This is a genomic window from Nonomuraea jiangxiensis, assembly GCF_900099965.1.
Taxonomy (GTDB): Bacteria; Actinomycetota; Actinomycetes; order Streptosporangiales; family Streptosporangiaceae; genus Nonomuraea; species Nonomuraea jiangxiensis.
Genome location: NZ_FNDJ01000024.1, coordinates 142,065 through 164,844, shown reverse-complemented (window position 1 = coordinate 164,844; position 22,780 = coordinate 142,065). Strand labels below are relative to the sequence as shown.

The 22,780-nt window shown below is 71.4% G+C and carries 19 protein-coding genes; 13 read left to right on the top strand and 6 right to left on the bottom strand.

The genetic code is table 11. The features are described 5' to 3' along the window. Both BLS95_RS40090 and BLS95_RS40085 read right to left on the bottom strand, forming a co-directional pair. Window positions 1-4,153 (bottom strand): ATP-binding protein (locus BLS95_RS40090; protein WP_090944312.1); only part of this gene is annotated, 4,153 nt, incomplete at its 3' end. 313 nt (window positions 4,154-4,466) lie between these two features. Beyond that, complete coding sequence (locus tag BLS95_RS40085; protein ID WP_090944309.1) at window positions 4,467-5,354, bottom strand: LysR family transcriptional regulator; 888 nt, start codon at window positions 5,352-5,354, stop codon at window positions 4,467-4,469. Window positions 5,355-5,457: 103 nt separating this feature from the next. Here BLS95_RS40085 and BLS95_RS40080 point away from each other — a divergent pair, with 103 nt between their 5' ends. Genes BLS95_RS40080 through BLS95_RS40065 form a run of 4 tightly spaced genes read left to right on the top strand, consistent with a single transcriptional unit; the run spans window position 5,458 to window position 9,678 of the window. Next, on the top strand, window positions 5,458-7,026 hold the full coding sequence (locus tag BLS95_RS40080; protein ID WP_090944306.1) for an amidohydrolase: 1,569 nt from the start codon (window positions 5,458-5,460) through the stop codon (window positions 7,024-7,026). Window positions 7,027-7,040: 14 nt separating this feature from the next. Further along, window positions 7,041-7,991: an ABC transporter substrate-binding protein gene (locus BLS95_RS40075; RefSeq protein WP_090944303.1), complete on the top strand. Its 951-nt coding sequence runs from the start codon at window positions 7,041-7,043 to the stop codon at window positions 7,989-7,991. Beyond that, a complete protein-coding gene (locus BLS95_RS40070) occupies window positions 7,991-8,914 on the top strand; it encodes an amino acid ABC transporter permease (RefSeq protein ID WP_090944300.1) in 924 nt (307 codons plus the stop codon). The genes BLS95_RS40075 and BLS95_RS40070 overlap by 1 nt, the downstream gene beginning before the upstream one ends. Then, on the top strand, window positions 8,911-9,678 hold the full coding sequence (locus tag BLS95_RS40065; protein WP_090944298.1) for an amino acid ABC transporter ATP-binding protein: 768 nt from the start codon (window positions 8,911-8,913) through the stop codon (window positions 9,676-9,678). The genes BLS95_RS40070 and BLS95_RS40065 overlap by 4 nt, the downstream gene beginning before the upstream one ends. Window positions 9,679-9,680: 2 nt before the next feature. Here BLS95_RS40065 and BLS95_RS40060 read toward each other — a convergent pair whose 3' ends face one another. Further along, on the bottom strand, window positions 9,681-10,223 hold the full coding sequence (locus tag BLS95_RS40060) for a cysteine hydrolase family protein (RefSeq protein ID WP_090944295.1): 543 nt from the start codon (window positions 10,221-10,223) through the stop codon (window positions 9,681-9,683). A 102-nt stretch (window positions 10,224-10,325) separates the two neighbouring features. On the opposite strand from BLS95_RS40060, the gene BLS95_RS40055 reads away from it, so the two are divergent. The 4 genes from BLS95_RS40055 (at window position 10,326) to BLS95_RS40040 (ending at window position 14,445) form a co-directional block, all read left to right on the top strand. After that, window positions 10,326-10,799 (top strand): hemerythrin domain-containing protein, encoded by a 474-nt coding sequence (locus BLS95_RS40055; protein ID WP_090944292.1) that lies wholly within the window; start codon window positions 10,326-10,328, stop codon window positions 10,797-10,799. 114 nt (window positions 10,800-10,913) lie between these two features. After that, complete coding sequence (locus BLS95_RS40050) at window positions 10,914-12,374, top strand: MFS transporter (protein WP_090944290.1); 1,461 nt, start codon at window positions 10,914-10,916, stop codon at window positions 12,372-12,374. Window positions 12,375-12,403: 29 nt separating this feature from the next. Beyond that, on the top strand, window positions 12,404-13,003 hold the full coding sequence (locus BLS95_RS40045; RefSeq protein ID WP_090944287.1) for a TetR/AcrR family transcriptional regulator: 600 nt from the start codon (window positions 12,404-12,406) through the stop codon (window positions 13,001-13,003). Window positions 13,004-13,164: 161 nt separating this feature from the next. Next, window positions 13,165-14,445, top strand: coding sequence for a M20 metallopeptidase family protein (locus BLS95_RS40040; RefSeq protein WP_218136221.1), 1,281 nt, complete (start codon window positions 13,165-13,167; stop codon window positions 14,443-14,445). Window positions 14,446-14,457: 12 nt separating this feature from the next. Here the strand turns inward: BLS95_RS40040 and BLS95_RS40035 are convergent, their stop codons facing one another. Continuing rightward, the gene (locus BLS95_RS40035; RefSeq protein ID WP_090944278.1) at window positions 14,458-15,165 is read right to left on the bottom strand and encodes a PDC sensor domain-containing protein; all 708 of its coding nucleotides are present in this window, start codon (window positions 15,163-15,165) and stop codon (window positions 14,458-14,460) included. Between the two features lie 10 nt (window positions 15,166-15,175). After that, the gene (locus BLS95_RS40030; protein WP_245765573.1) at window positions 15,176-15,916 is read right to left on the bottom strand and encodes a FadR/GntR family transcriptional regulator; all 741 of its coding nucleotides are present in this window, start codon (window positions 15,914-15,916) and stop codon (window positions 15,176-15,178) included. A 72-nt stretch (window positions 15,917-15,988) separates the two neighbouring features. On the opposite strand from BLS95_RS40030, the gene BLS95_RS40025 reads away from it, so the two are divergent. The 5 genes from BLS95_RS40025 to BLS95_RS40005 are packed head-to-tail and all read left to right on the top strand — an operon-like array spanning window position 15,989 to window position 21,479. Further along, entirely contained in the window at window positions 15,989-17,203 is a 1,215-nt protein-coding gene (locus tag BLS95_RS40025) for a (Fe-S)-binding protein (RefSeq protein ID WP_090944272.1), read from the top strand. Next, on the top strand, window positions 17,200-18,699 hold the full coding sequence (locus BLS95_RS40020) for an FAD-binding oxidoreductase (RefSeq protein WP_090944269.1): 1,500 nt from the start codon (window positions 17,200-17,202) through the stop codon (window positions 18,697-18,699). The genes BLS95_RS40025 and BLS95_RS40020 overlap by 4 nt, the downstream gene beginning before the upstream one ends. Next, window positions 18,696-18,950 carry a hypothetical protein gene (locus BLS95_RS40015; protein ID WP_245765572.1) on the top strand — a complete coding sequence of 85 codons (255 nt, stop codon included), beginning with the start codon at window positions 18,696-18,698 and terminating at the stop codon, window positions 18,948-18,950. The genes BLS95_RS40020 and BLS95_RS40015 overlap by 4 nt, the downstream gene beginning before the upstream one ends. Next, window positions 18,934-20,433: an APC family permease gene (locus BLS95_RS40010; protein WP_090944265.1), complete on the top strand. Its 1,500-nt coding sequence runs from the start codon at window positions 18,934-18,936 to the stop codon at window positions 20,431-20,433. The genes BLS95_RS40015 and BLS95_RS40010 overlap by 17 nt, the downstream gene beginning before the upstream one ends. Then, window positions 20,430-21,479: an LLM class flavin-dependent oxidoreductase gene (locus BLS95_RS40005; RefSeq protein ID WP_090944262.1), complete on the top strand. Its 1,050-nt coding sequence runs from the start codon at window positions 20,430-20,432 to the stop codon at window positions 21,477-21,479. The genes BLS95_RS40010 and BLS95_RS40005 overlap by 4 nt, the downstream gene beginning before the upstream one ends. Before the next feature lie 72 nt (window positions 21,480-21,551). On the opposite strand, the gene BLS95_RS40000 is transcribed toward BLS95_RS40005, so the two are convergent. Continuing rightward, window positions 21,552-22,754, bottom strand: a complete 1,203-nt coding sequence (locus BLS95_RS40000; protein ID WP_090944258.1) for a cytochrome P450 — start codon at window positions 22,752-22,754, stop codon at window positions 21,552-21,554. Window positions 22,755-22,780 lie beyond the last annotated feature (26 nt).

Below are 22,780 nucleotides of genomic sequence, written 5' to 3'. Positions count from 1 at the left end.
GCGCGCCCGCCGAGAGCGCGAACCACTCCAGCGGGACCCGCATCCGCTCGGCGAGGTCGAGGGCCGCGATCACCCGCGAGCACTCCGGCTCCGACAGCGCGCCCAGCGCCTTCGTCGGGTCGCCGAGCAGGACGACGCGGGTGATGCCCTCGGGGTGCCGCTCGGTCGGCGTCGTGACGACGCCCGCCACGATCGCCGCGGTGTTCTTGCCCTTCGGCCGATCCACCGGCACGAGCGTGCCGTGCTCGTCGAGATCGTGCTCGACGAAGCCGCCCTCCGGCCCAGCGAGCAGGCCGGTCAGCTCGTACGGGTAGACGTTGCCGCGCCGGGCGGCCCGCAGCACCTTCTGGCGGTAGTCGTCCAGCGGCTGCACCGGCGTCGTCGACGGCTTCTCGACGTGGAGCCGGGCGCCGTGGCCCGGGTCCAAAGTGATGCGCACGGCGACCTCGCTCAGCTCGCCGGAGGAGGTGCGCCGGCGGGCCACGAACTGGACCTCCTCCAGCCCCGCGCCCGCCGTGGTCGGCAGGACCCGCTGGACCAGGGCGTTCAGCTCCTCGTGCGACATCTCGGTGGACGGCCAGACGTACATCATGATCCGGTTGGTGTCGTACCGCTTGTTCTGCGGCCGCTGCACCTGGATGTTGCGGATGGCGTCCAGGCCCGCGGTGATCGCGTCCTCGACCGTGGGCAGCGCGACCAGCCTGCCGTCGGCCTCGCGCAGCGGCGTCAGGTCGCGGACCTGGCCCATCGCGATGAGCCGCTCGTCGGACGGGTTGCTCCGCGCCACGGCCTTGAACAGGTAGATCTCCTCGTCCACGGACGGCAGCCGGGTGAGGTCGAACTCGCGCAGCCGCTGCAGTTGGAGGCGCTCGGCGATCTGCGGGTGCAGGCCGCGGAGCAGCCGGTCCTCGGCGAAGCCCGCGCCGTGGGCTCCGTCGGGCCGGAAGGTGAAGTGGTGGTGCATCACGGCGCCGCTGGTGCCGACGACGGTGGTGGTGATCCGGCGGACGCCCGCGGCCTGCGGGCGCTCGGCGAGCAGCCGGCCCAGCCGCGCCGCGATCGCGTCGTCGTCCGGCTGGTCCTCCCACGTGACGTAGAGGTCGGCGACCAGCCCGCCCTCGGCGACGCCGGCGGCGAGTTCGCCGATGCCGTCGATGGCGTCGGGCAGGGCGGCGATGTCCACGGCGCTGGCGGCCACGCGGGTCACGCCGTCCGGACCGGTGCGCTCGGCGGTGACGAACTGGCAGCCCGCGATCTCCCGCGCGGTGACCTCGGACAGCCCGCGGTTGCCGTAGTAGCGGCGGGTCAGCACCTCCAGCATCGGCGCGTGGTCCCGCCCGTGCCGGCCGATCCGCTGGCCGAGCAGCCGGACCAGCGGCTCGGCGCTGGCCACCATGGCCTGGATCCGCTCGGCGCGGTCCGGCGCGTCCGGGTGGGCGTCCAGGTAACGCAGATCGTCGCGTACGGCGGCGTAGACCTTGGCGCGGTTGCGGCGCAGCAGCGGCTGGGTGAACCAGCGGAACACGACGCCGCGGGCCAGGTCGGACACCGCGGGGAAGCGCACCTGCGTGGCCTCGACCAGGTGCTCCAGGGCGAGCCCTGCACGCTCGCCGAGCGCCTCGTGCGGCGGCGCGCCGGCCAGCCACTGGCGCAGCACCTCCGACACGATCGCGACGCCGCTGCTCACCTGCTGCTGAGCCAGGAAGATCCGGAAGACCGCCGCCTCCAGCTCCGGCGTGCGGTCGAGGTCGGTGACGCCGTAGTAGGCGAGGACCTTGGTGAGGTTGGCCTGGAAGCTCTCGGTGACGCCGGCCCGGTCGACGTCGAGGCTCTGCAGATAGCTGTGCAGATATTCGCGCGGGCTGTGCACCGGGCTGCCCGGCTCCAGGTCGATCTCGCCGCCCGGCTTGTTGCGGCTCAGCTCCGACAGGGCGGCGAACACCGTGAGCAGCTCCAGCTCGCCCTCGATCGGCTGCGGGTCCAGCTCGGCGCGGGCGGCCAGGTAGGACGAGAGCACCCGCTTGCGGTCGTGCGGGTCGGCGTCGAAGCCGAGCAGCAGGCTGCGCAGGTCCTGCAGCCCGCGCTCGACGCGCTCGGCGGCGGAGGTCCCCGCGGGCTCCGCGGGCAGCTCGATCTCGACGCTCTCGCCGGCCGACTCCGCCTCCTCGGCGCCCTCGTCGAGCAGCGGCTCCAGCCGCATCAGCGGCGCGCCGGTCTCGACCTGGCTGCCCACCGACACCGGGAGCTCGCGTACGCGGGCGCGGAACGGCGCCCGCAGCACCGTCTCCATCTTCATGCTTTCCAGCACCAGGATCGGCGCGCCCGACTCGACCTCGTCGCCGGCCGACACCGGGATCGCGACCACCAGCGCGGGCGCGGGGGAACGGACGACGCCGCCCTCGTCGCGGCTGATCCGGTGGGTCACGCCGTCGACCTCGACCAGGTGGATCGGCCCGCGGGTGGCCGATACCAGCCTGAACCGGTGCCCGTTGACCACGATCTGGCCGCTGTGCGCGTCGAACCGCTCCACCTCGACATCCGCCGGGTGCACGTCACCGCCGCCGGACACGCCGACCCGGAACCGCTTGGGCCCGACCCGGGCCACGCTCACCCGGTAGCCGACGCCGCGGAGCTTGAGGTCCAGCGGGCGGCCGAAGCTGTGGTGCACTTGGGGACGGCCGCCGTACGCGGTGGACAGCAGCCGCTGCCGGCTGACCGCCTCCTCGTCCTGGTAGGCCTCGATCGCGGCGGCGGCCAGGGCGACCGCGGAGTGCCGGTGGCTGACCAGCCGGCCCTGGGCGCGTACGCGGTCGATCCAGCCGGTGTCGGCGCTCGCGTCGATGACCTCGGGCTGGTCGAGCAGGTCGAGCACGAAGCTCTTGTTGGTGGCGCCGCCCTCGATGAGCACCGTCGTCCCGGCCATCGCGCGGCGCAGCCGGCCCAGGGCCTGCTCGCGGTCGCGGCCGTAGGCGATGATCTTCGCGATCATCGAGTCGAAGTCGGCCGGGATGGTGTCGCCCTCGCTGACGCCGGTGTCCACCCGGATGCCGGGGCCGGCGGGCAGCACCAGGCGCGCGATGCGGCCCGGGGCGGGCGCGAAGTCGCGGTCGGGGTCCTCGGCGTTGAGCCGGGCCTCGATGGCGTGGCCGCTCTCGCCGGGCTGGGGGCCTTCGAGCCTGCCGCCGGCGGCCACGTGCAGTTGAAGCCGGACCAGGTCGGTGCCGGTGGTGATCTCGGTGATCGGGTGCTCGACCTGCAGCCGGGTGTTGACCTCAAGGAAGGCGAACAGCTTCTCGCCGGGGTGGTAGAGGAACTCGACGGTGCAGGCGCCTCGGTAGCCGACGGCCACGGCCAGCCGCTCGGCGGACGCCTTCAGCTCGGCGGTCTGCTCGATCGACAGGACGGGGGAGGCGGACTCCTCGATGATCTTCTGGTTGCGCCGCTGCACCGAGCAGTCCCGTACGCCCAGCGCCCACGCGGTGCCCTGCCCGTCGGCGATGACCTGGACCTCGACGTGCCGGGCGCCGGTGACCAGGCGCTCCAGGAACACCACGCCGGAGCCGAACGCGCGCAGCGCCTCCTGGCTGGTGCGCTCGAAGGCGTCGGCCAGCTCCTCCTCCGAGGCGACCATGCGGATGCCGCGCCCGCCGCCGCCCGCGGTGGCCTTGAGCATCAGCGGATAGCCGATCTTCGCGCCGGCCCGCAGCGCGTCCTCCAGGGTGGCGACCTCGCCGCGGCTCCACGGCGCGACCGGGACACCTACCTCCTCGGCGATGAGCTTGGCGCCGATCTTGTCGCCGAGCTTGCGCATCGCCTCGGCGCTCGGCCCGACGAAGGTGACGCCGATCTTCTCGCACAGCTCCGCGAACGCCGGGTCCTCGGCGACGAATCCCCAGCCGACCCACGCCGCGTCGGCCCCGGTCTCCCGTAGCGCCCGCTCCAGGACGGCGTGGTCGAGGTACGGGCGGGCCGAGGCGGGGCCCAGCGGATAGGCGATGTCGGCGGCGCGCACGAAGGTCGCGTCGCGGTCGGCGTCGGTGTAGAGGGCGACCGTCTCGATCCGCGCCCCCGTCTCCGCCGAAAGATCCCCTACGGCGTGGATGAGCCGCATCGCGGCCTCACCACGGTTGACGATGGCGACACGATTGAACACCGGTTGAGCCTCCCCACTACCCGAAGCACAGCAGGCGACGTCCGGGTCTCGGAACGTCGCCTGCACCTGTCTATACCCTGCTAGATCGGCGCCTGGTACACCAATGTCCCGCATCGCGCATGGCAGAGCTATTGCGTTGTGGGAACCCCACAAAGACCGAGCCGACCACGCCGCCCGGCCGCCGCATCATGCAAGGTCTACCACAAACACGTTCGCCCACCTCCGCCGCCCTCCGGCCGACAGCCCATCGCGCCCGCTCCTCGCTCGCGCGCCGGGTACCGCGCGAGCCGGGCGGCGTGGTGTGCGGGGCACGTCAGGCGCAGGTGGCGGTGAGGGCGTCGAAGAGCAGGCGGAGGCGGGCCGTTTCGCGGTCGGGAAGGTAGAGGGCGAAGATGCTGCGGCTGACGTTCAGCCAGGGGGCGTCGACCACGACGACGTCCTCGGGCCGCCCGCGCAGCGCCAGTTCGGGAACGAGCGCCGCGCCCAGGGACGCGCCCACCATCGCCAGCGTCGCGCTGAAGTCGTCGGAGTGGGCGACCACGCGCGGGTGCAGGTTCCACCGGTTCAGCACCCCGTCCAGGACGGAGGCGTCGCTGCTGGCCGGATGGTGCATGATCCACGGCAGGTCCACGAACTGCTCCACGTCGTACGGGGCGAGGCTGGGCCAGGCCCGGGGCAGGACGACCCGGAAGGGGTCCTCGGCGATCCACCGCCGCTGCACCGAGGACGGCCAGGACAGCCCGGAGTTGCCCACCTGGTAGACGATCGCCGCGTCCAGCTCCCCGCCGACGCCGAGACCGGGGATGAGCTGCGACGGCTCGGCCACCGACACCTTGAACTCCGCGCGATCCTCCGGCTCCATCTCCCGCAGCAGGCCCGGGAGCACGTTCAGGCCGAAGCTCGGGAAGACCCCGAGCCGGATCTCCTGCTTGGTGTTCCTGTGCGTCCGTTCGACGGCGGCGATCAGCCGGTCCATGTCGGCCAGGACGATCGCGGCGTGCCGCGCCATCACCTCCGCAGCGCTGGTCGGCAGCACCCTGCGGGCCGACCGGTGGAACAGGCGCACACCGGTCTTGCGCTCCAGGATGGCCATCTGCTGGGAGACCGCGGAGGCGGTGTACCCGAGCCGGTTGGCCGCGGCGGCGAAGGACCCGCGCTGGATCACCTCGGTCAGCGTCCTCAGATGTTCCGGCTTGAGCATAAGAGTTGCTTCACCTCAGAGGTATGAAATGTCGTATATCACCGCCTTCAGACTCTAGTGCGGGCGTCTTACAGTGTTCCCACCATTTGATCGAGAGGCTGGTATGACGATTCGCGTCTTCAGGAACGCCCGGATCCACACCGGTGACCTGCAACATCCGCCCGCCGAGGCACTGGCCGCGGACGGCGCGGAGATCGTCGCGGTCGGCACCGAGGCGGAGGTGCGCGCCGCGGTCGGCGGCGGCGCAGAGCTGGTGGACCTGGACGGCGCGGCGGTCATCCCCGGCCTCTACGACGCCCACATCCACACCGCCAACTACGCCCGCGAGCTCAGTCAGGTGGACCTGCGCCGGGCCCGCTCCCTGGAGGAGGCGCTGGCCGCGATCGCCGAGCACGCCGCCCGGCTCGCGCCCGGCGCGTGGCTGTCCGGCGGGCGGTGGAACAGCAACGTATGGGACCGCCCGGTCCAGCCCGACCGGTACGCGCTCGACTCCGTCTGCCCCGACCGGCCCGCCGCGCTGCCCAGCGTGGACGGCCACACCGTATGGGCCAACTCGCGGGCACTGGAGCTCATCGGCATTGACCGGACCACCCCCGACCCGGTCGGCGGCCAGATCGTCAGGGACGAGCACGGCGAGCCGACCGGCATCCTGCGCGAGTCGGCCTCCTACCCGCTGCGGGCGCTGGGCGCGGAAGGCGACCTGGTGGCCGAACTGCGCGCGGCCCAGGAGGACCTGCTGGCGCTCGGCCTGACCAGCGTGCACGACATCGACGGCGAGGACTGCCGCGACGCCTACCTGCGGCTGCGGGACGAGGGGGCGCTGAAGCTGCGGGTGCACAAGGCGATCCCGGTCGACCACCTGGAGGCCGCGATCGACGAGGGCCGCCGCACCGGGGACGGGGACGACTGGTTCCGTACCGGCCCGGTGAAGCTGTTCAGCGACGGGGCGCTCGGCTCGCACACCTGCCACATGATCGACGGGTTCGCCGGCGACGAGGGCAACCACGGCATCGCCGTCACGCCGTACGACGACCTGGTGAAGCTGATCCGCACCGCCTCGGCCGCGGGGATCGCGGTGGCCACGCACGCCATCGGCGACCAGGCCAACCGGCTGGTCATCGACGCCTACGAGCAGGCCGGGCGGCCCGCGGGCCTGCGCTACCGCATCGAGCACGCCCAGCACGTACGCCGGGCGGACATCACCAGGATGGCCCGGCTCGGCGTCGTCGCCTCCATGCAGCCGGTCCACTGCACGAGCGACATGGACCTGGTGTCCACCCTGCTCGCCGGCCAGGACCTCGCCTCCTACGCCTGGCGCACGATGCTGAACGCCGGGGTCCCGCTGGCCTTCGGGTCCGACGCGCCGGTCGAGCACCCCAACCCGTTCGTCGCGCTGCACGCCGCGGTGACCCGTACCCGGACGGACGGCACGCCGCCCGGCGGCTGGCAGCCGGAGCAGCGGCTCAGCGTCGGCGAGGCGCTGATCGCGCACACCCTGGGGTCCGCCTACGCGGCGGGGGAGGAGGGCCGCAAGGGCGTGCTCACGCCCGGGCGGCTCGCCGACCTGATCGCCGTGGACACCGACCCCTTCACCGCAGACATCGACTCCATCCCTCACACGAAGGTCTTGACCAGCGTCGTCGGTGGCGAGATCCGCTGGCAACGATCCTAAAAGGAGCCCCCACCTTGAAGACCCGGATCGTCATCCCCCTGCTTCTCGCCTCCCTCGCCGGTACGGCATGCGGTGCCCAGTCGCTCAGTGCCGACCCGTCCGCCCCGGCGGGCAAGAGCGCGGCCCCGGCCGTACTCGATCAGGCGCCCGCCGACGACAAGGCGGCCGCGGTGATCAACGCCATCCAGCCGGACCCCGCGCTGACCGCCAAGCTGCCCGCGGACATCCAGTCCGGCGGCCTGAAGATGACCAGCTCGCTCGGCTACCCCCCGATGAACATGATCGGCTCCGACGGGAAGACCGCGGTCGGCCTCGACCCGTCGCTGGGCCGGGCCATCGCCCGCAAGCTCGGCGTCAAGCTGGCCATCACCGACGAGGAGTTCAACTCCCAGATCCCCGGCATCATCACCGGCCGCTACGACATCCTCATGTCGTCCATGTCCGACACCCCCGAACGGCGGACGAAGGTCAGCTTCGTCGACTACGTCAAGGCGGGCGCCGGAATGGTGGTCGCCAAGGGCAACCCCGAGGGCATCAAGACCCCGGCCGACCTGTGCGGCAAGACGATCTCCGTGGTCGACAACGGCTCGTCGCTGGAGCTGGCCGAGAACACCGACGCGGAGTGCGAGAAGAACGGCGAGAAGGGGCTGGAGATGCTCAAGTTCGCCGGTGACCAGGAGGCGCTGCTCCAGGTCAACAACGGCCGCGCGCAGGCCAACATCACCGACTACGTGGTCGCCGCCTACAAGGCGTCGGACCCGAAGACGCAGGTGGACGCGCTGTCCATCGACGGCACCGAGGCGCTGTGGGGCATCGCGCTGCGCCCGGACAACAAGGCGCTGATCGAGGCCGTCCGCGACGCGGTCAACGCGCTCATCCAGAGCGGTGAGTACGGCAAGATCCTCGCGGCCTGGGACCTGGACAAGCTGGCGATCGACGCCGCGCTGATCAACGGTGCGCAGTAGTGCGTACCGAACCGATCGCCGATCCTTCGGGCAAGCCCATATCGATCGCCCGGACCTGGCACTGGGGGCGCTGGCTGGCCGGCCTGATCGCCCTGGTCGTGTGCGGCTGGCTGGTCGCCCTCGTGGTGGCCAACCCCCGGCTGGACTGGGGCGCGGTCCTGGACTACCTGTTCGACCCCCTCATCCTCAGCGGGATCCTGGTCACCATCGAGATCTCGGTCCTGGCCACGGTGGTCGGCCTGGTGCTCGGCGTGTTCCTCGCCGTCATGCGGCTGTCGCACAACCCGGTGCTGCAGTGGCTGGCGACGCTCTACATCTGGTTCTTCCGTGGCACGCCCGTCCTGGTGCAGCTCATCTTCTGGTACAACCTGGCATTCCTGTTCCCCGAGCTGATCCTGAAGATCCCGTTCACGATGATCGGCCTGAAGTGGGACACCAACCAGGTGATGACCGGCTTCACCTCGGCGATGCTCGGGCTCGGGCTCAATCTCGCGGCGTACTTCGCCGAGACCGTCCGCGCCGGGATCCAGGCGGTGGACCGGGGCCAGACCGAGGCCGCGTACGCGCTCGGCATGACGCCGGGCAAGCGGATGCGGGTGATCGTGCTGCCGCAGGCGCTGCGGATCATCATCCCGCCCACCGGCAACGAGTTCATCTCCATGCTGAAGACCACCTCACTGGTCTACGTCGTCGCCGGGCACGACCTGATGACCAACGCCAGCCAGATCTACAAGTCCAACAACCTGATCATGGAACTGCTCATCGTCGCGAGCCTGTGGTACATGCTCATGACCGCCGTCGCCACCGTCCTGCAGGGCAGGCTGGAGCGGCGGTTCGGCTCCGACGCCGTACGACTGGTGCGCGGCGGCGGCCTGGCCGCCCGGGTGCTGCCGCGCCAGCCGAAGCCGGAGGGGACCCGATGAACGACGAACCGGTCGTACTGGCCAGCGACGTCCGCATGAGCTACGGCGACACCCAGGTGCTGCACGGCGTGGACTTCAGCGTCGCCCCCGGCGAGGTGAGCTGCATCATCGGCCCGTCGGGGTCGGGCAAGTCCACGTTCCTGCGCTGCGTGAACGGCCTGGAGCCGGTGCTCGGCGGCAGCCTGCGGGTGCTCGGCGAGCAGGTCGGCTACTCCCTGCGCGACGGCAAATACCATGCCTGGACGCCGAAGGAGTTCGCGGCCTTCCGCACCCGGATCGGCATGGTGTTCCAGCGGTTCAACCTGTTCGCGCACCAGAGCGCGCTGGAGAACGTCGCCTGCGCGCCCATCCACGTCGGCGGCGTCCCCGGCGACAAGGCCCGCGAGCTGGCCATGGAGCAACTGGCCCAGGTGGGGCTCGCCGACCACGCGCACAAGCGCCCGCACCAGCTCTCCGGCGGGCAGCAGCAGCGGGTCGCGATCGCCAGGGCGCTGGCCATGAACCCCACGCTCATGCTCTTCGACGAGCCGACCTCCGCGCTCGACCCGGAGCTGGTCGACGAGGTGCTGGAGGTGATGAAGAAGCTCGCCCTCGACGGCATGACCATGGTCGTGGTGACCCACGAGATCGGCTTCGCCCGCGAGGTCGGTGACACGCTGACCTTCTTCGACGAGGGCGTGGTCGTCGAGCAGGGCGCCCCCGCCGAGCTGCTGGCCGACTGCAAGCAGCCGCGTACCAGGGCGTTCCTCTCCAGCGTGCTCTGACCTCACCGGGTGAGGCAGTCACCTGACAGGGTGAGGTGGGCGGACATGTTGCGCTCCATCATGCGCAGCGCCGCCTGGCCGAGGTCCTCGTGGATGGCCGCCACGCAGTCGGGCGGCACGACCAGGGCGTAGTGGCGCACGTACGCGTCCAGCGCGCTGTAGAGCACGCACTGCTCCGTCACCTGCCCGGTCAGCACGACGGTCTCCACCCGCGTCTGGGACAGCAGGTATTCCAGGGCGGTGCCGAAGAACGCGCTGTGGCGCACCTTCGACAGGAACGCGCACTCGGGCGGCGGCAGGATCGGCTCCACCAGGTCCGGCCGCCTGCCCTTCAGCGCCCGCTCCTCGATCTCGTGCCGATCGGCGGCGAAGTCGCCGTAGTTGTCGTTGACGTACACCAGTTCGACGTCGTCACGCTCGCGGGCACGCGCGACCAGACCCGCCAGCGGGCCGGTGATCCCCGCCACCCGCCGGCCGAGCCGCTCGGCGTCCTGGTGCTCGTACGGATTGAGCATGTCGATGACGACCAGCGCAAACCTTGCCATGGCCCCTGTCCTATCCCGGGGCCCGTCGTTTTATCCCAGCACATCGGGGCAGTCGGCGTCCCTGACGCCTCAGGCGCACCCCCGACGGAGGAAAAGGACGACATGGACGCCATCGTGCTGCTCAAGGAAGACCACAAGACCGTCGAGGCGCTGTTCAAGCGCTTCGAGAAGGCCGGCGAAGGAGCTCACGTCGAGAAGCGCAAGCTGGTGGACACGATCACCAAGGAGCTCGTCACCCACGCCTACATCGAGGAGGAGATCTTCTACCCGGCGGCGCGCGCCAAGGTCCCCGAGACGGGCGACCACGTGCTGGAGAGCGTCGAGGAGCACCACGTCGTCGTCTGGATGCTGTCGGAGCTCAAGGACCTCGACCCCGCCGACGAGCGCTTCGTCGCGAAGGTGACGGTGCTGATCGAGAACGTCCGGCACCACGTCGAGGAGGAGGAGAAGGACTGGTTCCCGCTGGTCCGCGCGGCGATGGGCCGCAACGAGCTGCAGGAGCTCGGCGAGCGTATGGCCAAGGCCAAGGCCGACGCCCCCGCCGACCCCCTCGCGGTCAGGAGCGCCGGCTCCTGACGTCCCCGGCGGGTTTCTTGCCTGTCCGGTCCCGCTTGACATGGGATGACGCCGATGTCATCGTCTGATGTCTTCTATTGATGACATCGGCTGATGACATGAGGGGCGGGCGGCATGCGGCGGAATCGGGGGGCTCAGCGGGAGGCCGGTCGGCTTCTCGTCCCCGGGCTGGTGTTCCTGGGCATGGTCGTGGCCGTCGTCAGCAGCCTCGGGGCCTCGCTCATCCCCACGATCGCGGAGACGTACGATGTCTCGCCCAACGTCGCGCAGTGGTCGCTGACGATCACGTTCCTGGTCAGCGCGCCGGCGACACCGTTGCTGGGCCGGCTCGGCGACGGGCCGCACCGACGTCAGGTGATCATCGGCATCCTCGCCGCCGTCACCCTGGGGTCGGTGCTGGCGGCGCTTCCCCTCGGCTTCCCCCTCCTCCTGGTGGGCAGGGGATTGCAGGGCATCGGGCTCGCCCTCACGCCGCTGGGGATCGCCGTGGTCCGGGACGCGTTGCCGCCGGAGCGGGTGCCGCCGGCCGCGGCGAAGCTCTCGGTCACCACGGCCGCGGGCATCGGGCTCGGCTATCCGATCACCGGGCTCGTCGCCCTCCACGGCGGCCTGCACGCGGCCTTCTGGTTCGGTGCCGCGGTCAGCGCGGCCGGCCTGCTCATCGCCGTCCTCGTCGTGCCCAGCGCCGCGAACCGGCCCCGTACCCCCATCGACTTCCCCGGCGTGGTCCTGCTCGGCGCGGCGCTGTCGGGGCTCCTCCTCGCCCTCAGCGAGGGAGGCCGCTGGGGATGGACCTCCCCCGCCGTGATCCTCGTCGTGGCGGCGTCGCTCGTGACCCTGGCCGGATGGGTGCTCCTGGAGTCGCGCCGCCGGCATCCGCTCGTCGACCTGCGCCTGCTGACCCGGCGGGGCGTCCTCACGGCGGACGTGATCGTGCTGCTGGCGGGCGTGGGCATGTACGTGCTGATCTCGCTGACGACACGTTTCGTGCAGACGCCGAGCAGCACCGGATACGGACTCGGCGCCACCGTCGTGGTGGCCGGGCTGACGCTGCTGCCCTTCTCGGCCGCCAGCGCCCTCGCCACCCGCCTGACCCGGTCCGTGGCCACCACGGTGTCGTCCTCCGTGGTGCTGGCCACGGGCGCGGTCCTGGTGCTGGCGGCCTCCGTGCTGTTCGCCTGCGCCACGACCGGCATGGGGGAGGTCCTGACGGTCATGGCCCTGGCGGGCCTCGGCGTCGGCGCGATCTTCGCGGTGCTCCCGGGACTGATCGTCGGCTCGGTGCCCGCGCACGAGACCGGCAGCGCCACGAGCTTCCACCAGGTCATCCGGTACGTGGGTTACGCCGTGGGCAGCGCGATGAGCGGCGCCGTACTGGAAGCGGCCACGGGCCCCGGACAGCCGTTCCCCGTCGCCGCCGGATACACCCACGCGGCACTCCTCGGGGGCGGCGTGTCGGTCCTCACCGTGGTGGCGAGCATCGTCCTGCCCCGGCTGCGGGCCGGGACGGCGCCCTCCGCCCAAAGCCGGGCGGGCGGGAACACCGAGCCCGCACCGCATGTGCCCTGCGGGTGACCGCGTCCGGCAGGCCCGAGGATTGATCCATGACCAAAGCGAAGCCCTCCCGCCGTCGCGACTCCGCGGCCAGCCGTGAACTGCTGCTCCGCGCGGCGAGCGAGTTGTTCGCCGACCGGGGCTACGACCGCACCACGGCCCGCGACATCGGCGAGCGCGCCGGGGTGGACCCCGCGCTGATCGCCCGGTACTTCGGCGGGAAGTCGCAGCTCTACATCGCCGTACTCCGCTCGCAGGAGGACTCGGACACCTTCACCCCGCTCACCGACGACGAGCGGCTGTCGGGCCTGCTGGAGCGCGTCGTGCAGCGCGGTCCCGGCCCGATCTTCCAGGCGGCCCTCCGCCCCTCCGCCGACTCCGCCGCGCAGACCATGGCCATGGCGGAGCTGAACCGGAGGGTCATCGCGCCACTGAGCGCGCGACTCGCCGAGCGGGGCGAGGAACGGCCGGAGCTGCGGGCCGAACTGCTCACCGCCGTGTTCATCGGGGTGATCCTGGGCCGCCACGCCGGAACCCTGCCCCACCTCGCCGGTACCACCAAGGAAGAGCTCCTCTCCCTGCTCCGGACCGTGATCCCGATGGACGGACCGGATGACCCGGCAGAACCGCACGCCCCCGAACCGGAATGAACCCCGCCCCCCGAGCCGCGTTACGGACCTATCCACCTCACCACGACATCATGCGGTAGGGCCCACCCCACCGCCGAAGAGCGGGTGGGCTTCAATGCGCGCCATCGTCGGGTGCGGCAAGGTCGTTATCGACCGGACGCATTCGGGTGGTTGGAGGGACCTTGTTCGATTCAGGAGATCGCACGGTCAGCCGGCGCGCCGTACTGGGTGGCGCCGTGGCGGGCGTCGCGGGAGACGCGCTGGGGCCGGCCCGGGCGGCGTATGCCGGCGGCATGCCGAGCGAGGGGGACCCGGTGGACGCGGTGGCCGCCCAGCTGGACCGTGACCTGATCGCGTTGCGCCGCGACCTCCACCGGCATCCCGAGCTCCCGGGGCAGGAGCGGCGGACCGCCGAGGTGGTCGCGCGGCGGCTGCGCGCGGCCGGTCTCGACGTCACCACCGGTGTCGGCGGGCATGGCGTCGTCGGAGTGCTCGAAGCCGCTCGTCGCGGCCGTACGGTCGCCTACCGGGCGGACATCGACGCGGTGCCGCCGGAGGACCAGCTGAGCGGGGGCACCCAGGTGGCTCATCTGTGCGGGCACGACGTGCACACGGCCGTGGGCGTGGGGGTCGCGGAGGTGCTGGCACACTTGCGCGACCGGCTGGCCGGCACCTTCGTGTTCGTCTTCCAGCCCGCCGAGGAGGCGCTGTCCGGCGCCGCCGCGATGCTCGACGACGGCGTGCTCGCCCGCACCCGGCCCACGGAGATCCATGCCCTGCACTGCGGCCCCTTCCCGGTCGGCGAATTCGTCGTCACGCCCGGGTTCGGGCTTCCCGGCCAGGACCACGGCGTCATCACGCTCACGGGTCCCGACGCGACGGCGCGGGCGCAGCGGCTCGCCGCCGCGATCGGCGCGCTCGGCACGGTGTCCCCGCCGTCCACCCCCGAAGCGCTCGAACGGTTCGTGGCCGACCTCCTGACCCCGGACGGGCCGCTGTCCACGTTCGTCTTCATGCAGGTCCAGACGGCCGACACGACCGGCGGGGCCGAGGTCCGGATGTCCTACCGCTGCTGGCCGGAGGATCGGTACGAGGACGTCCGCGCGGACATCGGCCGGCTCGCGCGATCACACGGCGGCACCCCGGTGTTCCCGAAGGACCCGTACCCCGCCATGCTCTGCCCCGAGTGGGAGGGCCACGTGCTCAAGCGGCACCTGGAGCAGACCATCGGCCCCGACCGGGTGCGTACGATCCAGGCCGCGGTCCCGTTCAGCGGCGAGGACTTCGCGCTGTTCCTTGACCGGATTCCCGGCACCTACACATTCCTCGGCGTCATGGCGCCGGGCGCCCCCATCACCACGGGCTATCCGCACTTCGGCGCCTTCAACCCCGACGAGCGGGCCATCGGCCACGGCGTCCGCGCGATGGCGCGCTGGCTGGCCGTCCGCGCCGCCCGCCGATAGACGCCCTCGCCCTCAGGCGGACAGCACCGTCGCCCTGCGGGCGCCGGTGACGATGCTCCAGGGCAGCTCGGGCAGCGGGAGCCGGTCCGAGCCCGGGTCCGGCAGCAGGGAGCCGGCCGGCAACCGCGGCGAGTTGGTCGCCACCACCCGGTCCTCGCCGTTCACCAGCGTGATCTGCGTGGGACTCGCGGCCAGCACGCCGAGCAGCAGCGCCTCGAACCTGGCCGCCCGCACGTCGGCCCCCACCACGCCGAGGAAGCGGCCGTCCACCTCGGCGGGCACGGTGAACGTCAGCATGTACGTGTCGGTGCCGCCGTAGTCGACGTACGGGCCCACGGCGTGGCGGCGGCGGGTGCGCTCGGGCACGGCGAACCATTCGGCGGCCGTGTAGTCGTAGTAGTCGAGGCTGTCGGGGTCGAGGTCCACGTTCAGGAAGACCGGGTCCTGCTCGGGCGGCGCCTGCCACCACTCCAGCCACCGCCGGCGGTCGGCCAGCACGCCGGGCGCCATGATGACACCTGCTCCCGCCACCACCTCGTGTGTCCTGCTCAGGCAGTCGAAGATCTCCGGCCGGACGGCGGCCAGGTCGGCGCAGGCGAACGAGCCGGAGGCGCGATAGCAGGCCACGACGCTCGCCAGGACGTGGTCCAGCGAGCGGAAGACGTCCGCGACGATCGTGTGGACCCGGTCGGCTACCTGATCGACGTGCCGATCGCTCATCGTTGCCTCCTCACCCGGATGCGACGAGCCGCCAATGGAACTCCATCAGACGCTCTATCCCTTTGTCGAGGTGCTCCTCGGTCAGCGCCCTGGCCCGGGCCGGGTCGCGGGCCTCGATGGCGTCGATCACCTGTGTGTGGCTGCGCACCACCTCCCGCGGGTCGACGGCCTCCCCGTACGGGAGCCAGAGCAGCTCGCCCACCTCGGCCTGGATGTCGATCTCGGCGCGCGTCAGCCGTACGGACTGGGCGGCGGCGGCGACCTCGATGTGGAAGCGGCCGTCGGCGCGGCGGCGGTCGCCGACGGAGGTCGCGGCGTCGAGGCGGCCGAGGACCTGGCGCAGGCGCGCGACGTTGTCGGCGGAGGCCCGCAGGGCGGCCAGCCGGGCGGCGGTGCCCGCGATCGCGGAGCGGTAGTCGCCGATCTCGCGCAGCTCCGAGGTGCTGAGCTCCCGCAGGCGGCGGCGCAGCCGGGCGGTGGACGGGTTGGCGGGCGCGAGCACGAACGTGCCGCCGCCGCGCCCCCTGCGGGTCTCGACCAGCCCGCGCTCGCGCAGGGCGGCCAGGGCCGCGCGCAGCGTCACGGTGGAGACCTTGAGCGCGTTGGCCAGCTCCAGCTCGGCGGGGAGCTGGTCGCCGTCGGCGATGAGGCCGAGCGCGATCGCCTCGGCCAGCCGGCGCACCACGACCTCCACCCGGCCGGAACCATCGTCGACCGGGGCGAAGACCGCCGCCTTGGGGAGCTGGCTCACACGGTCCAGCATATTGCCTTTTGAAATATGAACTCATAGTTTCAATCTCAACCCGCCCCCCAGGGAGGCCCCATGCCGGATCCCGAGAAGAGGCCGGAGACGACGCCGGAGAAGAGGTTCGCCGAGGAGTGGCGGAACGCCGCCTACAACTGTTTCTCCTCGGGCCACAAGTTCTGCCGCGAGGTCTGCCCGGTCACGCAGGTCACGCGGAACGAGTCCTGGAGTCCCACCGCCTTCCACGCCAACGTCGTCGCGATGGAGCAGGGCGAGCTGGAGATCGCGGACGTCGCGGCCGACTACGTCAACTGCACCGGATGCGGCGCCTGCGAGCTGCGCTGCCCCAACTCGCTGTTCACCGGCGACTTCTACCGCTTCCGCACGCGTACGGTCGACCTGGTCAAGGCCGTACGCGGGCTGGCCGTCAGGCAGGGCGTGCACCAGCCGGCCTGGCAGCGCTGGAACCTGCTCACCGACGAGCGCGGACACGAGCCGGTGCTGAACGGCACCCCGGTCGACCAGGCACGGGTGCGCGACTGGGCCGCCGGGCTGGACCTGCCGATCGGCGGCGAGACCATCCTGTTCGTCGACTGCGAGGCGGCCTTCCACCGCACGTCCGTGCCGCGCGCCGTGGCCCGGATCCTGAACCTCGCCGGTTACAAGTTCGGGCTGATGCACGAGCAGTGGTGCTGCGGCGGCCCGGCGGCCGAGATGGGCTACGAGGAGCAGGCGCGCCGGTTCGCCCGGCACAACCTGGACGACTGGCGGGCGGGCGGGGTGCGCCGGGTGCTGGTGCTCGACCCGCACGACTACGTCACGTTCACGGAGGACTATCCGGCCTACTTCGGCGACGCCTACGACATCGAGATCGTGCTGGTCGTGGAGTTGCTGGCGGAGCTCATCAGGGAGGGCAGGCTGACGCCGCACGTCCCGGTCGAGCGTACGGTGACTTACCACGACCCGTGCCGGCTCAACAAGCGCAAGGGCGTCTGGCGGGAGCCGCGGGAGATCCTGCGGGCGATCCCCGGGCTGACCTTCCACGACGTGGACCGGGTGACGCAGTGGTCGTACTGCTCGGGCGCGGGCGGCGGGCTGCCGGTCGAGAAGCCGGAGCTGACCGCGCGGATCAGCGAGCAGCGCGTCGGGAAGGCCGCGGAGCTGGGCGTGGACACTCTGGTCAGCGCCTGCCCGTGGTCGGAGCGGCCGCTGTCGGAGGCCGGCCGGGCCCGCTCGATCGACGTCGTGGACCTGCACGAACTGCTGGCCGAGTCGCTGGGGGTGGCCCCATGACGGTCCTGCTCGGCGACCCCGTACTGGCGGAGCTGAGGCAGATCCTCGGCCCCGAGCACGTGCTGACCGGCCGGGCCGACCGGCTCAACCGGACGCGCGTGCCCGCGCCGTTCCCCGTGCACCGGTGGGCCGAGCGCATGCCGGACCTGGTCGTGCTGCCGGCCTCCACCGAGGAGGTCGCGGAGGTGCTCAGGCTGGCCGACAGCCTGCGCATCCCGGTCGTGCCGCGCGACGGCGGCACGGGGCTGACCGACGGCGCGGTGCCGCTGCGCGGCGGCATCGTCGTGGACGTCAAGCGGATCAACCAGATCAAGGAGATCGACCTCGACAACCGCACCTGTACGGTCGGCACCGGCATCAACGCGCTCAAACTCAACGAGGTCCTCGGCCGGCACGGACTGATCTATCCGGACGATCCGGCGTCCTACCCGTGCTCGCTGGTCGGCGGCCGGATCGGCACCAGCGGCTGGTCGCTGATCGGCTCCCGCTACGGCCACACCCGCGACCTGGTGCTCAGCTTCGACCACGTGCTGCCGGGCGGCCGGGTCATCCACGTCGGCGACGGCATCGGGCGGAAGATCACCAAGAGCTCCAGCGGCTACCAGCTCAAGCACCTGTTCATGGGCCACCAGGGCACGCTCGGCATCGCCTCCGAGGCGACGCTGAAGCTGTTCCCGAAGCCGGAGGCGGAGTTCTCGCCGTTCTGGGCGTTCGAGGACTACGACAGTGCCTACCGCGCGGTCGGGGCGCTGGCGCGGGCGGGCGTGGCCACGTTCGCCGGGGCGGTGCTGTTCGACGAGTGGAAGGTCGACTATCTGCGGCGCGACGACGAGGCCTACATCCCGCAGCCGTCGTCGGTGAAGGCGCTGGTGTGCGCCGCGCTGTACGGCTACGAGGACGAGGTCAGGGCCGGCGGCAGGCGGCTGCTGCGCATCGCCCGCTCGCTCGGCGCCCGTTACCTGGGTGACGAGATCTCCGAGGGCGACTGGGCGGCCAGGCACGACAGGTACGCCACGCCGCTGCACGGTCGTACGCGGTCGGGCCAGGTCGTGCCGATGAGCTGGCACTGCGAGGACGCCTCGATCAACTACACGAACCTGCCCGCCGTACGGCTGGCCTGGCACGAGATCGCCGACCGGCTCAGGCGCGAGAGCGACGTGTTCGACGACTGGGGCATGTTCGCCTACACCAACGGCGCGACCGGCGCCGACTACCTCACCGAGATCGACATCGGCATCTGGGAGCAGCGGCTCGACGACGCCGCCTGGGAGGCATGGGTACGGGCCAAGCGCGACCTCGCCGCCGTGACGCTGGCCCACGGCGGCTCGATCAGCGCCTGCCACGGCTCCTGCCGCGCGGGCGAGGTGGACCTGGTGCCCGAGGAGCTCGGCGGCGGGTACGACGTGATGCTCGCCATCAAACGGGCCATCGACCCGAACAACATCATGAACCCCGGAAAGTACCTGCTCGATCAGGCATATGCGGAGAAATCGTGAAATATCGCTATCAGGATGAGATGTCGCCTCCACCGGCCCGGCGGGTGACGGACGTGGCGATCACCCGGTTCGAGCACGTCTTCGAGGTCGAGCCCGCCCTCATGACCGACCACGTGACGCAGCAGGACTTCCCCAACTGGGACACGCTGCGCCTGGTCCGGTCCCGGGCCGACCACCTGGCCTGGATGCACCGGCACTTCGCGGACAAGGTGCTCTCCGGCGAGGAGCTCCTCCATGACCTCGACGAGTGACCCCCCGCCGGGCGACGCCCCGCCGAGCCGGACGGACGACGCCCGGCTGGCCGACCTCGGTTACAGCTCCGAGTTCCGCAGGGACATGAGCTTGTGGGCCAACTTCTCGCTCGGCTTCACGTACCTGTCTCCCGTGGTCGGGATCTACACGTTGTTCGCCTCGTCGCTGGCCGTCGGCGGCCCGCCGATGATCTGGAGCCTGCTCATCGTGGGCGCCGGGCAGTTCCTGGTGGCGCTGGTCTTCGGTGAGATCGTCTCGCAGTATCCGCTGACCGGCGGCATCTACCCCTGGGCCAGGCGGCTGTGGGGGCGGCGGTGGGCCTGGATGGCGGGCTGGGTGTACCTGGTCGCGCTGCTGGTGACGATCGCGAGCGTGGCGTACGGGGCGGGGCCGTACCTGGCGGCGTTCCTCGGGATCGAGGCCGGCGCGGGGAACACGGTCCTGTGCGCGCTGGTCATTCTGGCCGTGGCGCTGGCCGTCAACCTGGCCGGGACGCGGGTGCTGGCGGTGGCGGCGATCGTCGGGTTCGCCGCCGAGCTGGTCGGGGCGCTGGCCGTGGGCGGGTGGCTGCTGTTCACCCAGCGGCACCACGGGCTCGGGGTGCTGTTCGACTCATTCGGCGCGGGGTCGGGGTCCGGATATTTCACCGCTTTCCTGGCCGCCGGGCTTATCGGGATATTTCAGTATTACGGGTTCGAGGCGTGTGGTGACGTGGCCGAGGAGGTGCCCGACCCGACCCGGCGCATCCCCAAGGCCATGCGCATGACCATCTACGTGGGCGGTGCCGCCGCGACGTTCGTCTGCCTCGCGCTGTTACTCGCCGTTCCCGACTTCGCCGCCGTCGTCTCCGGCACGGACGCCGACCCCGTCACGAACGTCCTGACCACCGCGTTCGGCGCCACCGGCCTCAAGGTCGTGCTCGGCGTGGTGCTGCTGTCGTTCCTGTCGTGCGCGCTCAGCCTGCAGGCGGCGGCGAGCCGGCTGCTCTACTCCTACGCCCGCGACGACATGATCGCGGGCAGCCGCGCGTTCCGGCGGTTCTCCCCGGTCAGGCGTATCCCGCCGAACGCGCTCCTGGTCGCCGCCGTCGTGCCCGCGCTGGTCGTGCTGGGCTCCATCGTGTCGGAGGACGCCCTCGTCAAGATCATTTCATTCGCGGTGCTCGGCATCTACCTGGGCTTCCAGATGGTGGTCCTGGCGGCGTTGCGGGCCCGGGTGCGCGGCTGGCGCCCGGCCGGGCCGTTCACGCTGGGCCGCGCGGGGCTCGCCGTGAACGTGGCCGCGCTGGCCTACGGAGTGCTCGCCATCGCCAACATGGCCTGGCCGAGAACGCCCGGCGCCCCCTGGTACGACAACTACCTGGTGGCCCTGTCCGGGCTGGTGGTGGTCGCCGCCGGGCTGGTCTACCTGCTGGTCGCCAGGCCGTACGACAAAGGCGACGCCCCTTCGGGTGACGCCATCCCTCAGGAGGTCACACGATGAAGTTCAGTTACGTGATGCTGCCCGACTACCCGCTGCGGGAGTCGCTGGCGTCCATCCGGCTGGCCGACGAGCTCGGCTTCCACGCCTGCTACGCGGCCGACGAGACCTGGCACAAGGACCTGTGGCTGCTGTTCGCCGCCGCGGCGCAGCAGACGTCCCGGATCCGGTTCGGGCCCAGCGTGTCGTCCGTGGTGCTGCGCGAACCTACCCTGATCGCCCAGGCGGCGGCCACGCTCGACGAGCTCAGCGACGGTCGGGCCGAGGTGGTGCTGTCCAGCGGCAACTTCGGGCTGCTCGCCCAGTACAACATCGACTGGACGGTCACCAGGCCGCTGTCGCGCGTGAAGGAGGCGGCGCACGTGGTGCGCACACTGCTGGACGAGGGCACGATCACCTACGACGGCGAGTTCTTCAAGTACAGCGGCCTGTTCACCTTCGCCCGCCCGGTGCAGGAGCGTGTGCCGGTCAAACTCGGCGCGATGCGCGGCCCGCGCTCCTTCCGGGCGGCCGGCGAGCACTCCGACGGCGTGCACCACGCGCTCAGCTACACCCGCGAGGCCTACGACTACCTGGTCCAGCACTTCCGGGCCGGCGCGGAGAAGGCGGGCAAGGACCCCGCGTCGATGGACATCGGCGCCTGGGTCGTCTTCGCCACCGGCCCGGACTCGGCCGTGGCGAAGGAGGCCGCCCGCAGCATGGTCGGCCTGTACGCCTCCTCCATGCCCGCCGAGCAGCTCGAACGCAACGGCGTCGACCCGAGCGCGATGAAGCCGATCGTCGACGCCCTCGGCGCCGGCGACCTCGCCAGGGCGATCGAGCTGACCACGCCCGAGCTGGGGGAGCGGCTGTCCATCGCCGGTACGCCGGAGGAGTGCGTGGCCAAGATCAGGCGCGAGATCGAACCGTCGGGCGTCAACCACATGATCCTGGCCATTACCGACGCGACGCTGGTCAAGCAGTTCATGGGGCGGGAGCTGCCGGAGGTGGCCACCGTGGACACCCAGCTCCGGCTGATCCACGACCAGATCATGCCGGCGTTCACCTGACCGGTCAGGGGTACGGCGGCTGGCGCCGTACCCCTGCCGTGTGCCGCGCCGGAGCCGTTCGACCGGGTCAGGTCACCAGGTGACAGGCAGCTCGTGCATCCCGTAGACGGTGGAGTGGTCCTTGAACGTCAGCTGCTCGGCGGGGACCGCCAGCCGCAGGCCGGGGATCCGCTGGAACAGGCTGTTGAAGACGATCTCCAGCTCCACGCGGGCCAGGCTCTGGCCCAGGCACTGGTGGGGGCCGAAGCCGAAGGCCAGGTGGCTGCGGGCGTCGCGCTCGATGTCGAACGTCTCGGCGTCCTCGAACACCTCCGGGTCGCGGTTGCCCGCGTTGGCCAGCGTGAGCACGCCCGAACCCGCGGGGATCACCGTCCCGCCGAGCTCCACGTCCTCCATGGCCACCCGCGCGATCGCGAACTCGGCGATGGTGAAGTGCCGCAGCAGCTCCTCCACGGCGCCCGGCGCCTTGGCCGGGTCCGCGCGCAGCGCGTCGAGCGCCTCGGGATGCTCCAGCAGCATGTACGTGCCCAGCGAGATCATGTTCGCCGTGGTCTCGTGCCCGGCGATCAGCAGCAGGAACGCCAGGCTGAGCAGCGAGGCGTGGTCCACCTCACCGCTCTCGCGCTGCTTGATCACCTGGCGGCCGAGCAGGTCGTCGGTGGGGTCCTCCTCCTTGGCCGTGATCAGCTTGTCCAGGTAGATCGCGATCTCCAGGGAGGCGTGCTGCCTCTCCTGCGGCGTGATCTGGTGGTCGAGCAACTGCGCGGAGTTCGCCTGGAAGAAGTCGTGATCCTCGTACGGCACGCCGAGCAGCTCGCAGATCACCAGCGAGGGGACCGGGAGGGCCAGCGCCCGCACCAGGTCCACCGGGCGCGGGCCGTCGAGCATGGCGTCGAGGTGCTCGTCCACGATCTGCTGGATGCGCGGGCGCAGCGCCGCCATGCGCCTGACGGTGAACTCCCCGACCACGGCGCGACGGACCGGGCCGTGCTCGGGCGGGTCCATCTCCAGCATCATCTTGGGCAGCGGCGAGTCGCCCGGGATCACCTCGCCGTTCAGCCTGGGACTGCTGGGGAGGCGGCGGTTGGCGCTGAAGCGCGGGTCGCTCAGCACCGTACGGATGTCCTGATAGCGGGCGGCGACCCAGGCCTCCGAACCGCCGGGCAGTGCGACCTTGGTGACCGGCTGCTCGCGCAGGAGGCGAAGGTGCTGCTCTGGCGGAGCGTACGGACAAGTGCGGGCGATCTGGAGCGTCTCAGCGGACTCAGTGGTCACGATTCCCCAATCAGCAGGCAAGTTCC

What these genes read in the sequence shown, in the direction of transcription:
- BLS95_RS40085 (WP_090944309.1), bottom strand. Translation starts at nt 5,354, where the DNA reads ATGCTCAAGCCGGAACATCTGAGGACGCTGACCGAGGTGATCCAGCGC.
- BLS95_RS40080 (WP_090944306.1), top strand. Translation starts at nt 5,458, where the DNA reads ATGACGATTCGCGTCTTCAGGAACGCCCGGATCCACACCGGTGACCTG.
- BLS95_RS40065 (WP_090944298.1), top strand. Translation starts at nt 8,911, where the DNA reads ATGAACGACGAACCGGTCGTACTGGCCAGCGACGTCCGCATGAGCTAC.
- BLS95_RS40060 (WP_090944295.1), bottom strand. Translation starts at nt 10,223, where the DNA reads ATGGCAAGGTTTGCGCTGGTCGTCATCGACATGCTCAATCCGTACGAG.
- BLS95_RS40055 (WP_090944292.1), top strand. Translation starts at nt 10,326, where the DNA reads ATGGACGCCATCGTGCTGCTCAAGGAAGACCACAAGACCGTCGAGGCG.
- BLS95_RS40050 (WP_090944290.1), top strand. Translation starts at nt 10,914, where the DNA reads ATGCGGCGGAATCGGGGGGCTCAGCGGGAGGCCGGTCGGCTTCTCGTC.
- BLS95_RS40045 (WP_090944287.1), top strand. Translation starts at nt 12,404, where the DNA reads ATGACCAAAGCGAAGCCCTCCCGCCGTCGCGACTCCGCGGCCAGCCGT.
- BLS95_RS40035 (WP_090944278.1), bottom strand. Translation starts at nt 15,165, where the DNA reads ATGAGCGATCGGCACGTCGATCAGGTAGCCGACCGGGTCCACACGATC.
- BLS95_RS40025 (WP_090944272.1), top strand. Translation starts at nt 15,989, where the DNA reads ATGCCGGATCCCGAGAAGAGGCCGGAGACGACGCCGGAGAAGAGGTTC.
- BLS95_RS40020 (WP_090944269.1), top strand. Translation starts at nt 17,200, where the DNA reads ATGACGGTCCTGCTCGGCGACCCCGTACTGGCGGAGCTGAGGCAGATC.
- BLS95_RS40010 (WP_090944265.1), top strand. Translation starts at nt 18,934, where the DNA reads ATGACCTCGACGAGTGACCCCCCGCCGGGCGACGCCCCGCCGAGCCGG.
- BLS95_RS40005 (WP_090944262.1), top strand. Translation starts at nt 20,430, where the DNA reads ATGAAGTTCAGTTACGTGATGCTGCCCGACTACCCGCTGCGGGAGTCG.